10 protein-coding genes are annotated in these 12,142 nt (G+C 61.4%); 8 read left to right on the forward strand and 2 right to left on the reverse strand.

Annotation, left to right across the window (positions count from 1 at the left end):
• The first annotated feature begins 71 nt into the window (after positions 1 to 71).
• From B4F27_RS08650 to B4F27_RS08685, 8 genes are all read left to right on the forward strand, one after another.
• Positions 72 to 668, forward strand: a complete 597-nt coding sequence (locus B4F27_RS08650) for a LysE/ArgO family amino acid transporter (RefSeq protein WP_286759443.1) — start codon at positions 72 to 74, stop codon at positions 666 to 668.
• A gap of 37 nt (positions 669 to 705) precedes the next feature.
• Positions 706 to 1,608: a DMT family transporter gene (locus B4F27_RS08655; RefSeq protein WP_005852306.1), complete on the forward strand. Its 903-nt coding sequence runs from the start codon at positions 706 to 708 to the stop codon at positions 1,606 to 1,608.
• Between the two features lie 122 nt (positions 1,609 to 1,730).
• Complete coding sequence (gene betI, locus B4F27_RS08660; protein ID WP_286759444.1) at positions 1,731 to 2,306, forward strand: choline-binding transcriptional repressor BetI; 576 nt, start codon at positions 1,731 to 1,733, stop codon at positions 2,304 to 2,306.
• A complete protein-coding gene (gene betC, locus B4F27_RS08665; protein WP_074635537.1) occupies positions 2,303 to 3,811 on the forward strand; it encodes a choline-sulfatase in 1,509 nt (502 codons plus the stop codon). The genes betI and betC overlap by 4 nt, the downstream gene beginning before the upstream one ends.
• A gap of 63 nt (positions 3,812 to 3,874) precedes the next feature.
• Positions 3,875 to 5,059 (forward strand): BCCT family transporter, encoded by a 1,185-nt coding sequence (locus B4F27_RS08670; protein ID WP_286759445.1) that lies wholly within the window; start codon positions 3,875 to 3,877, stop codon positions 5,057 to 5,059.
• Between the two features lie 57 nt (positions 5,060 to 5,116).
• Positions 5,117 to 6,568 (forward strand): betaine-aldehyde dehydrogenase, encoded by a 1,452-nt coding sequence (gene betB, locus B4F27_RS08675; RefSeq protein WP_074635540.1) that lies wholly within the window; start codon positions 5,117 to 5,119, stop codon positions 6,566 to 6,568.
• Positions 6,569 to 6,829: 261 nt separating this feature from the next.
• Positions 6,830 to 8,488: a choline dehydrogenase gene (betA, locus tag B4F27_RS08680; protein WP_286759446.1), complete on the forward strand. Its 1,659-nt coding sequence runs from the start codon at positions 6,830 to 6,832 to the stop codon at positions 8,486 to 8,488.
• A gap of 106 nt (positions 8,489 to 8,594) precedes the next feature.
• On the forward strand, positions 8,595 to 9,281 hold the full coding sequence (locus B4F27_RS08685) for a thermonuclease family protein (RefSeq protein ID WP_286759447.1): 687 nt from the start codon (positions 8,595 to 8,597) through the stop codon (positions 9,279 to 9,281).
• A 4-nt stretch (positions 9,282 to 9,285) separates the two neighbouring features.
• Here the strand turns inward: B4F27_RS08685 and B4F27_RS08690 are convergent, their stop codons facing one another.
• Positions 9,286 to 10,686 carry a helix-turn-helix domain-containing protein gene (locus B4F27_RS08690; RefSeq protein ID WP_286759448.1) on the reverse strand — a complete coding sequence of 467 codons (1,401 nt, stop codon included), beginning with the start codon at positions 10,684 to 10,686 and terminating at the stop codon, positions 9,286 to 9,288.
• A 71-nt stretch (positions 10,687 to 10,757) separates the two neighbouring features.
• Positions 10,758 to 11,975 carry a multidrug effflux MFS transporter gene (locus B4F27_RS08695; RefSeq protein ID WP_005852318.1) on the reverse strand — a complete coding sequence of 406 codons (1,218 nt, stop codon included), beginning with the start codon at positions 11,973 to 11,975 and terminating at the stop codon, positions 10,758 to 10,760.
• Between the last annotated feature and the right edge of the window lie 167 nt (positions 11,976 to 12,142).

The following is a 12,142-nucleotide window of genomic DNA, read 5'->3' on the forward strand; positions in this document are numbered from 1 at the left end:
TATTTTTGGGTGGGGTCCGGCGGTGCATCTTGCCCGAGACCGGCCCAGATTCCCGACGGAGCTTTTGACATATGACCGCCTTCTTACCCGGCTTTGCCTTGGGCCTGACCTTGATTCTGGCTATCGGGGCGCAGAACGCCTTTGTCTTGCGCCAAGGCTTGCGGTTGCAGCATGTCTTTTGGGTCTGCCTGACCTGCGCCTTGTCGGATGCGGTGCTGATCGCCGCAGGGGTGGCGGGGTTCGGTGCGCTGGCCACGGCGGTGCCCTGGTTCGAAACACTGATGCGCTACGGCGGGGCGGCGTTCCTGATCTGGTACGGTTTCCAGAACGCGCGATCGGCTTGGCAGGGCGGCCATGCGCTGGCCGCTGACGGGGCCGCGCAAACCAGCCTGCGCCGCACGATCCTGACCCTGCTCGCGCTGACCTGGCTGAACCCGCATGTCTATCTTGATACCGTCGTGCTGCTGGGGTCCATCGCCGCGCAATATGAAAGCCGCCTTGCCTTCGGGGCAGGTGCGGTCACGGCGAGCTTTGTTTTCTTTTTCAGCCTGGGCTATGGCGCGCGCCTGTTGGGGCCGTTTTTCAGCAAGCCGCGCAGCTGGCAAATTCTGGATGGTGTGATTGCGCTGACCATGTGGGCAATTGCTTTGAAACTTCTGCTGATGTGACCTTGCCCTTGGGGAAGGGTTGGGGAATGTTGCGCCCATGACAACTGCACATCCCCAACGCCCCGTCACCGGTATCTTCTGGATGGTCGTGACCGGCCTGTGTTTCATTTGCGTGACCGCCTTGGTCAAACATATGGGCCCGCGCCTGCCGTCCTCCGAAGCTGCTTTTATCCGTTATGGCTTTGGCTTGGTGTTCCTGCTGCCCGCGATTGGCGCGCTGCGCGAGGCGAAGCTGTCGCGCCGCCAATGGGCGCTTTTTTCGGTACGCGGCGGGCTGCATGGGGTGGGCGTTATCCTTTGGTTCTACGCCATGACCCGTATCTCTATCGCCGAGGTGACGGCGATGAACTATCTTGCGCCGATCTATGTCACCATCGGGGCCGCGCTGTTTCTGGGCGAGAGCTTGGCCCTGCGCCGGATCATTGCGGTCGTGCTGGGGCTGGTCGGGGCCGCGATCATCCTGCGACCGGGGTTTCGAGAGCTGACCGGCGGGCATTTCGCGATGCTGATCGCGGCGGTGGTGTTTGGCGGGGCCTATTTGCTGGCCAAAGTGCTTGCGGATGAGGTGCGCCCGTCGGTCGTCGTCGCGATGATGTCGCTGTTCGTGACGCTGTTTCTGGCCCCCTTCGCGCTTGCCAACTGGATCACCCCCACGTGGGAGGAGATCGGAATCCTCGCCGCTGTCGCCTGTTTTGCAACCGCAGGCCACTACACCATGACGCTGGCTTTTGCCGCAGCACCGCTGACGGTGACCCAGCCGGTGACCTTCCTGCAACTGGTTTGGGCCACGGCCCTAGGGGCTGTCGTTTTTGCTGAACCCATTGATATCTGGGTCGTTCTTGGCGGGGCGGTGATCCTTGGGTCGGTGACGTTTATCACATGGCGCGAGGCGATGCTGAAACGCCAGATCACCCCCGCCACGCCGGCGACGAAATTCTAGCAACGCCGCCGGTTGGAATGTAACTAAACCCTGAGTTGATCCGCTCTCAGGTTTTTATTGACTTGTCAGTCAATAAACGTAGGTTTGATGGCCAGACGCTATCAAACCACTAAGGATTCTTTATGCCCAAAGTCGGAATGGAGCCTATTCGCCGCGACGCCTTGGTCAAAGCGACGATTGCCGAAATCGGTGCTGCCCAGTCACTGGATGTGACGGTCGGCCAGATCGCGCGCCGCGCGGGGATGTCCTCGGCGCTGGCGCATCACTATTTTGGTGGCAAGGATCAGATCTTTCTGGCGGCCATGCGCTATATCCTGACGGAATACAGCGCCGAGGTCCGCCGCGAGCTGCGTCTGAACAAATCCCCGCTGGGACGGGCCGAGGCGATCATCCGCGCGAGCTTTGACGAAAGTTATTTCGATCCGGCAACGGTCAGCGCCTGGATGACGCTCTATGCCTCCTCGCGGACCAATACCGAAACCTACCGTTTGCTGGTGGTGTATCAAAAGCGGTTGCGGTCGAACCTGACCTATGCGCTGCGCCCGATCTCGGATGATCCGGCAGGGGATGCCGATACGCTGGCCGCCCTGATCGACGGGCTTTACCTGCGTGCCGCCTTGTCGGACGAGGGCAGCGCCCGCGCCGCCAGTGACCGCGCCCTGTCGGTGCTGCATATGCTTGTGGGGGCCAAAGAATGACCCAGCCCAATATCCTGATCCTGATGGTCGACCAGTTGAACGGCACGCTGTTTCCCGACGGCCCCGCCGACTGGCTGCATGCTCCGAACCTCAAAAAGCTGGCGGCGCGGTCGACGCGGTTCAAGAACGCCTATACCGCCAGCCCGCTGTGCGCGCCGGGGCGGGCGGCGTTCATGTCGGGGCAACTTCCGTCGGCGACGGGCGTCTATGACAACGCGGCAGAGTTCGCGTCGAGCGTGCCCACCTACGCCCACCATCTGCGGCGTGCGGGCTATCAGACCTGCCTGTCGGGCAAGATGCATTTCGTCGGCCCCGATCAGCTGCACGGGTTCGAGGAACGCCTGACCACCGATATCTACCCCGCCGATTTCGGCTGGACGCCGGACTATCGCAAGCCGGGGGAACGCATTGACTGGTGGTATCACAATATGGGGTCGGTGACCGGCGCAGGTGTGGCGGAAACCAGTAACCAGATGGAATATGACGACGCCGTGGCCTATGAGGCGACGCGCAAGATTTACGACCTGTCCCGCGGTCTGGATCCGCGCCCATGGTGCCTGACTGCCAGCTTTACGCACCCCCATGACCCCTATGTCGCACGCAAGAAATACTGGGATCTGTACAACGATTGCGACCACCTGCTGCCCGAGGTGCCGGATCTGGGGTATGAAAATCAGGACAACCATTCGAAACGTATCTTTGACGCGAACGATTGGCGCAGTTTTGACATCACCGAACGCGATATCAAACGTTCGCGTCAGGCTTACTTTGCCAACATCAGCTATCTTGACGACAAGATCGGTGAGATCCTGCAAACGCTTGAGGACACGCGCCAAGAGGCGATTGTCATCTTCTGCTCGGATCACGGCGATATGCTGGGCGAGCGGGGGCTCTGGTTCAAGATGAGCTTTTTCGAAGGGTCGTCCCGCGTCCCGATGATGATCGCCGCCCCGCAGATGGCACCCGGTTTGCAGACCACGCCGGTCAGCAATATCGACGTGTGCCCCACCGTCTGTGATCTGGCAGGCGTGTCCATGGACGAGGTGATGGAATGGACCACGGGGCAATCGCTGGTGCCCATGGGGCAGGGGGTGGAACGCACCGAACCCGTCGCCATGGAATACGCGGCAGAGGCGTCTTATGCGCCGATGGTCTCACTGCGCTACGGCAAGTGGAAGTTCAACCGCTGCGCCCTTGATCCTGACCAACTGTTCGATCTGGAAACCGATCCGCACGAGCTGACCAACCTTGCCGAAGAACCTGCCCATCAGGGCACGCGGCTCACCCTGTCGGCCAAGGCCGACGCCCGCTGGGATCTGGCCGCCTTCGATGCCGATGTCCGCAAAAGCCAGGCCCGCCGTTGGGTCGTCTACGAGGCGCTGCGCAAGGGCGGGTACTATCCGTGGGATCACCAGCCGCTGCGCAATGCGTCAGAGCAATACATGCGCAACCACATGGATCTGAACGTGCTGGAAGAGAATAAACGTTTTCCGCGCGGCGAATAGAACGACTGCCCAAGGGGTGCGGGCAACCAAACCAATAATGCACCCCCAACACGGAGGGACACAATGTTAACGACCATCATTTCGTTCGGGGTCATACTGGCTTTGGGCTTAACTATTTTCTGTACGATCAAGTGGTGGAACCTGCCGCTGACCGGCGTGACGCCGGTGCCGCTGTTCACCTTTATCGCGATCCTCTTCACGTCGGGGCTGGATGTGGGGCTGATCATGTTCCCGCTGGCCTTCGACTTCCCGCTTTATGCGGATACGACCACCGAGCCAGCCTATGGGTTCACCAACCCGCTGGCGCTTGAATTCGGGTTCTGGGGCTTTCTGATCTGGACGTTCTACTTCCTGACAACCTTCTATTTCTGCGCCATCGAGCCGCGGGTGAAGTTCTTCGAGATCCCAGCGATCAAACTGCTGAACAACATCGTCATCATCACCACCTGCGCCTTCACCGGTGCGTTGTTCCTGATCTATATGCCGTATTACATCGCCGAGGTCGGCGACGGAGAGACGATCCTGCCGGTCTTCTACCTGATCTGCTTCCTCGTGATCCTGATTGCGGCTTTCAGCTCCACCGATCTGAAGTTCGTGCGTGTGTTGTCGGTCAGCTCGACCCTGCTGTTTCTGGCGCTGATCGCTTACATGTGGCTGAACGCCGGCATGGGCTTTGGCGAATTCGCCTCAACGGCAAGCAACCTTGGTGGCTATTTCGCGAACATCCACAAGTTCATTATCCCGCTGACGGATTACCACGAATTCTACCTGTTCTGGTGGTTCGCCTGGTCTATCATGATCGGGCAGTTCGTCAGCCGCTTTGTTGGCGGGCTGAAGACATGGCAACTGCTGGCATCTTTGCTGGTATTCCCGTCGATCCCCTTGGGGTTGTGGTTCTCGGTGCTGTATTACTACCACCTGAACGGCATCGGCACCGCGGGCTTCCCGAATTGGGCCATGACCATCGTGGGCATTGTGTTCGTGATCAACTCTTTCGACAGTCTGATCCGGCTTTACACCGATAACCTCAACTTCACGACCGAACGCTTTGGCACCGTGTCTTACGTGCTGGCCAACGCCATCGGCCTGTTTGTGCTGACCCTGCTGTTCCAAAGCCAATGGCTGCAGATCCAGTGGGTCGGGACCATCGTGATCGGCATCTACCTGCTGGCGCTTGGCTATATGTTCTTTGTCAAACGCCGTCACCTGCACGGGCTGGATGGCAACGCCAATATCCCGGCCGAATAACCCTTAAACCTAAGCGGCCCCGCCATACGGGCGGGGCCCAACCGAAAAGAGAGACCTATGCAAACGCAACCCACCGCCAGCCATTTCATCAACGGCGAATATGTCGAAGATACCAACGGCACCCCGATCGAGGTGATCTATCCGGCCACGGGCGAGGTCATCGCGACCGTCTATGCCGCCACGCCTCAGATCGTCGAGAAAGCCATCACCGCCGCGCGGGACGCGCAGGCTGCTTGGGCCGCGATGACCGGCACCGAACGGGGCCGTATCCTGCGCCGCGCTGCTGACATCATGCGCGAACGCAATCACGATCTGTCGATCCTCGAGACGTATGACACCGGCAAACCCTATCAGGAAACCTCGGTTGCGGATGCGACCAGCGGTGCGGATGCGCTGGAATATTTCGGCGGTCTGGCGGCCTCGCTGACGGGGGAGCATATCCAGCTGGGCGAAGACTGGGTCTATACCCGCCGCGAACCGCTGGGGGTCTGTGTTGGCATCGGCGCATGGAACTATCCGACGCAGATCGCGTGCTGGAAGGGCGCACCGGCGCTGGCCTGTGGGAACTCGATCATCTTCAAACCGTCCGAGACGACGCCGCTTTGCGCGCTGAAAGTCGCGGAAATTCTGGTAGAGGCAGGGCTGCCTGCCGGTCTGTATAACGTTGTGCAGGGCATGGGCGAAGTGGGGGCGTCCCTTGTGACCGACCCGCGCGTCGATAAGGTCTCGCTCACCGGTTCTGTGCCCACGGGCCGCAAGGTCTATGCCGCAGCCGCGGAAGGCATCAAACATGTCACGATGGAACTGGGCGGCAAGTCCCCCATGATCGTGTTCGAGGACGCGGATATCGAAAACGCCATCAGCGGCGCGATCTTGGGCAATTTCTACAGCTCGGGTCAGATCTGTTCGAACGGCACCCGCGTCTTCGTGCACCGCGACATCAAAGAGGCATTCCTGAAACGCTTGGCCGAGCGTCTGGACACCGCCGTGATCGGCGACCCGATGGACCCTGACACCAGCTTTGGCCCGATGGTATCGAAACGTCAGATGGAGATCGCGCTTGGCTATGTCGAAAAGGGCAAGGCCGAAGGCGCGCGTCTGGTCTATGGCGGGGCAGCAATCGACCGCGACGGGTTTTACATGCAGCCCACCGTCTTTGCCGATGTGACCGACGACATGTCCATCGCCCGCGAAGAGATTTTCGGGCCGGTCATGTCGGTGCTGGATTTCGAGACCGAGGCAGAGGTGATGGCCCGCGCCAATGCGACCGAATTCGGTCTCGCCGCCGGTGTGTTCACCAAAGACCTGTCCCGCGCGCACCGCGTCGCGGCGGGGTTCGAGGCGGGCACCTGCTATATCAACACCTATAACGACGCTCCGGTCGAAGCTCCCTTTGGCGGCATGAAAAATTCGGGCGTGGGGCGCGAGAACTCCAAGGCGGCGATTGATCACTATAGCCAGTTGAAAACCGTCTATGTGCGCATGGGCGATATGGAAGCGCCTTTCTAGGGCGCTGATCCAATGCTGCGCTGACGCGTATGCGATAGATGGGCGCGCATCCGGCTCGAGCTTTCCTTCGGCAACAGAGGGGGGCTTGGGCAGGGCGTGCCGGAATATGCTGAGAGGTGCTTGAGGGATCGGTCTGATCCTCAAGTCACCTCGACAATGTTGGGATGCGAGTCTTGCGCGCGTCAAGGACAAGCCGCGCCGGGGGCGCGGGGCCTGCGGCCTCCTTGACCCGCGCAAGACTCACGGAAGGAAGGCGATAGGATGGAAGCTGAATTTATTATCGTAGGGGCGGGCAGCGCGGGCTGCGCGATGGCGTACCGCCTGGCCACGGCAGGGCGCAAGGTATTGGTGATCGAACATGGTGGCAGCGATGCGGGGCCGTTCATCCAGATGCCGGCGGCGTTGTCCTATCCGATGAACATGAAAACCTATGACTGGGGGTTCCAGTCCGAACCCGAACCGCATCTGAACAACCGTCGTCTGGCGACCCCGCGTGGCAAGGTGATCGGCGGGTCGTCGTCGATCAACGGGATGGTCTATGTGCGCGGGCACGCGATGGACTATGACCACTGGGAAGAGCAGGGGGCCGACGGCTGGGGCTATGCCGATGTGCTGCCCTATTTCAAACGCATGGAAAGCTGGCATGACGGCGGCCACGGGGGCGACCCCGACTGGCGCGGCACTGACGGCCCGCTGCATGTCAGCCGTGGCCCCCGTGAAAACCCCTTGTTCGAAGCCTTTGTCGAGGCGGGCAAACAAGCGGGCTATGAGGCGACCGACGATTATAACGGCGAGAAACAGGAAGGTTTCGGCCCGATGGAGCAGACGGTCTGGAAGGGCCGCCGCTGGTCCGCGGCCAACGCCTATCTGCGGCCCGCGCAAAAGACCGGCAACGTCGAACTCGTCCGTGCCTTGGCGCAGCGCATCGTGATCGAAGACGGTCGTGCCGTCGGGGTCGAGGTGCTGCGCGCTGGCAAGACCGAGGTGCTGCGCGCCAGCGGCGAGGTGATCATCGCGGCGTCCTCCATCAACTCGCCCAAGCTGCTGATGTTGTCGGGCATCGGCCCTGCGGCCCATCTGGCAGAGCATGGTATCGAGGTGATCGCGGACCGTCCCGGTGTGGGGCAGAACCTGCAAGACCACCTTGAACTGTATATCCAGATGGCCGCCAGCCAGCCAATCACGCTGTACAAGCACTGGAACATCTTTTCCAAGGCCGCAATCGGCGCGCAGTGGTTGTTCACGAAAACCGGCATGGGCGCGTCGAACCAGTTCGAAAGCGCGGCCTTCATCCGGTCGAAGGCGGGGATCAAATACCCCGATATCCAGTATCACTTCCTGCCGATCGCCGTGCGCTATGACGGGCAGGCCGCCGCCGAAGGCCACGGGTTTCAGGCGCATGTGGGGCCGATGCGGTCGACCTCGCGCGGGTCTGTCACGCTGGCCTCGGGCAATCCGGCCGACGCGCCGAAGATCTTTTTCAACTACATGTCGCAAGACAAGGATTGGGAGGAGTTCCGCACCTGTATTCGCCTCACCCGGGAGATCTTTGCGCAGGACGCCTTCAAACCCTTCGTCAAACACGAAATCCAGCCGGGGGCCGATGTGCAAAGCGACGAGGAACTTGATACCTTCATTCGCGAACATGCCGAAAGCGCCTATCACCCCTGTGGTACCTGCCGCATGGGCCGCGCCGATGACCCGCAGGCGGTGGTCGATCCGCAGGGCCGTGTGATCGGGGTAGAGGGGCTGCGCGTCGCCGACAGCTCGATCTTCCCGCGGATCACCAATGGCAACCTGAACGCTCCGTCGATCATGGTGGGCGAGAAAATCTCGGACCATGTGCTGGGGCTTGATCCATTGGCCGCGGCGAATGACGCGCCCTGGATTCACCCCGACTGGGAAACCGCGCAGCGCTAAGGCACTGCCCCCTCCCTTGGTCGAGAGGCCACAAGTGTTAGCGAAAGTTAACCTTAGTTAATATCTCTGGTTGATTGGGGCGTGGAAACGCCCCAATCAACGGGATATGAAACCCATCCTTCATTCATGTTTCGCAGCGGCTTTGCTTGCCGTTTTCACGCAACCCGCTGCGGCGGTCGAACCGCGCCTGTCGGGCGAGATCCGGGTGATCGACGGGGATACGATCGCATTGGGTGAGACGCGGATCCGGCTTTTCGGCATCGATGCGGTCGAAGGGGATCAGCCTTGCCGTGCAGCGGATGGGCGCGTGTTGAACTGCGGCGCTTGGGTGACGGCGCAGGTGCGCGCCACCTATGACGGCCAGCGGGCCGACTGCCAGCGGGTGGATACCGACCGATATGGCCGGATTGTCGCGCGCTGTGCCGCCTTGGGGCAGGATATGGGGGAAGCTTTGGTCGCGGCGGGGCTGGCCTTTTCCTACGCGCGCTACAGCCGCGCCTATGTCGCGCGTGAAGCGGCGGCCAAACGGGCGGGACGCGGGGTACATGCCTATGAAACGCAGCGCCCCGATGCCTATCGCAAAGCCTCTAAAGCAGCGCCAAAGCCCGTCGCCTCGACAGGGCCGGGCGGCTGTGTGATCAAGGGGAATGTCAGCAGCAAGGGCACGCGGATCTTTCACGTGCCCGGACAGCACGACTATGACCGGACCGTGATCCGCACCGACAAGGGCGAACGCTGGTTCTGCAGCGCGGCGCAGGCGCGTGCCGCCGGATGGCGGGCGGCCAAGCGGTAAGCGGTCAATCCACCTGATAGGGCAACACGTCGCGCAGGTTCGGGTCCACCACCAACTGGCGTTCCAACGGCGGCACAGACCGCTGGTGGCAATGTTTACGTTCGCAAATACGGCAAGATATGCCGATAGGCTCAAACGCCGAGGCGCGGGTGGTGTCCATCCCGTCGGCATAGACCAGCGCGGGCGCATGGCGCACCTCGCACCCCAGCGAAATCGCATAGCGCCGCACCGGCGCGCCAAACCGCCCCGCCGGCTTCGAGATGTCCCGCGCCAGCGAGATATAGCGTACCCCGTCCGGCGTTTCGGCCAGCTGACGCAGGAAACGGCCCGGCGTTTCAAAGGCGCTGTGCACGTTCCACAGGGGGCAGGCTCCGCCAAACCGCGCGAATTGCAAACGGGTGGCCGAATGGCGTTTGGTGATCGTGCCCGCCTGATCCACACGGACAAAGAAGAACGGAATCCCCTTTGACCCCGGGCGTTGCAGCGTCGACAGCCGGTGCGCGACCTGTTCGATCGACGCCCCGAAATCAGAGGCCAGCACCTCGAGGTCGTGGCGGCAGCTTTGGGCGCGCTCCAGAAACCGGGCGTAGGGCATCAGCGCGGCCCCGGCAAAGTAGTTCGCCAGCCCCATCTTCGCGATGTCACGGGCCGCATGGCTGTTGAAACGCGCGAAATCCAAGGTTGCCTCAAGCAGGTCGTTCTGGCGCACAAGGGCGACCTGCAGCAGCATCTGGAACGTCTGTGTGGCTTGTGATGCGCGGGCCGAGACATGCAACACGCCGCTGGCCGGATCATAGCGGCGCAGGGCATCTGTCTCGTCGAAGGCGACGGTGATGCCTGCGCTGGACAGCGCCTTTAGGGTGGTGTCGCGCAGGCTTTGGCCGGTGCCGGTGTCGCGGGCGAAATACTCGGCGGCGCGGTCCACGGCATCCAGATAATTGTCGCAATAATGGAAGAAGTCGCGCACCTCTTCCCACGGGCTGGGCGAGGGGCGGGCATCTTCGCGGCCCAAGGCTTCGTCCAGATAGGCCAGCCGTTCCTGGGTCTGGCGGTGGCTTTGGTGCAGCTTGATGAACGCCCGCGCCAATCCCGGCGCGTTGGAGGCCGCAAGCTGCACATCGGCCAGCGGCAGCACATCGCCCTCGAACACCGGATCAGACAGGACTTCGCGCATGTCGCTGACCAGCCGTTCGCTGTCCCCGCTCGACAGTTCGGTGACATCCATCCCGAATTCAGACGCCAGCGCCAAGACGACCGTGGTGCTGACAGGTCGGTTATTATTCTCCATCTGGTTCAAGTACGGGAGGGAAACGCCAAGCCGCGCGGCGAATTCTTTCTGGGTATGAGCCAGATTGGTGCGCAGCTCGCGCAGTTTTGCGCCAGCGTATAGCTTTTGGATCGCCATCGGGGTGGGGCCTTTGCAAAGTTTCCGGTTCTGCAAACCGTATCTTTGCAAACTAACGGCGGCAAGGCCCGTCAGGCGATACCAAGCGCTCGTTCACGGCGGATCACGACCAAGATCGACGCGACGCCCGCGACGGCGGTGGCCAGCATGATCCAGAGCAGCGGATAGGCTCCGGTTTCTTCGCTCAGCAGGGCACCGGCCAAAATGCTCAGCCCCGCACCACCGCCAATCATGATCGCGCCGCCAAGCCCGGACGCCGTGCCCGCCAGATGCGGGCGCACCGACAACAGGCCCGCGGTGGCGTTGGGGATGCACAGCCCGTTGCCAAGGCCCACCAGCGTCATCATCCCGAAGAACGACAGCGGCGATCCATAGCCCAGCAGGAAGATCATCATCGACACCGACCCGCCAATCGCATTGGCCAGACAGCCCCAAAGCACCAGCGTGTTGACGCCGACCACGGTCGCTTTGCGGGCAGTGATAAAGTTGCCAAGGAAATAGCCCACGGCGGGCGCGCCGAAATAGATGCCAAGCTCGGCCGGTTCCATGCCGAAAACGACGCTGCCGACGAAGGGCGCGCCGCCAAGGTAGGCAAAGAACGCCCCCGAGCAGCAGGCCGCCGCCATCGAGTACCCCCAGAACCGCGGAGAGCCGAGCAGCTCGGGGTATTCGGCGAATTGCTGGGTCAGCGTGCGCCCTGACGCGACGTGGGTCTCGCCAAGGTCGAACCATGTGATCGCCAGTACCAGCGCCCCGATCCAGAACATCGCCCAGAAGGTCGCCTGCCAGCCGAAGGATTGTTCCAGCAAGCCGCCCACAGCGGGGGAGATCATGGGCACCAGCGCCATGCCCATCGTGACATAGCCGATCATCGAGGCGGCTTTATCTTGGGCGAACATATCGCGCACCACCGCGCGGCTCAGCACCATCGACACGGCGACGATGGCCTGCACGCAGCGGAACGCAAGGAACACAGCCGTCGTGGGGGCGTAGATACAGCCCACCGTCGCGACCATATATATCGCCAACCCCCATAGCAGCACATTGCGGCGGCCCAGATTGTCAGAAATCGGGCCGATCAGCACCTGCAGTACCGCGCTACACAGCAGATAAAGCGGCACGGAAAGCTGCATCACAGCGTAATCGGCGTCGAAATATTCAGCCATAGCGGGAAGGCTTGGCAAGAACATATTCATCGCCAGCGCCCCGATCCCCGACAGAAGGATCAGCGTGGAAATATGCGGGGGGGATGTTTTATCCAGAAAACGGACGGGGTTATCCTTGATCATTGCATATCAGTATGCCTGCGGTTGCATCTTGTCTATCCAGAACCATACGGTAACCGAACGATTTGCAAGTTTTCAATTAGCAAATGCGTGGGTGTATATTTTTTGCAAATTTGCAAAAATGCTCTTTGGTTCGCGCGGGGGCGGCGTTACGGTGGCGGAAATCTTAT

It is taken from the genome of Sulfitobacter sp. UBA1132 (assembly GCF_002311545.1).
GTDB lineage: Bacteria > Pseudomonadota > Alphaproteobacteria > Rhodobacterales > Rhodobacteraceae > Sulfitobacter > Sulfitobacter pontiacus.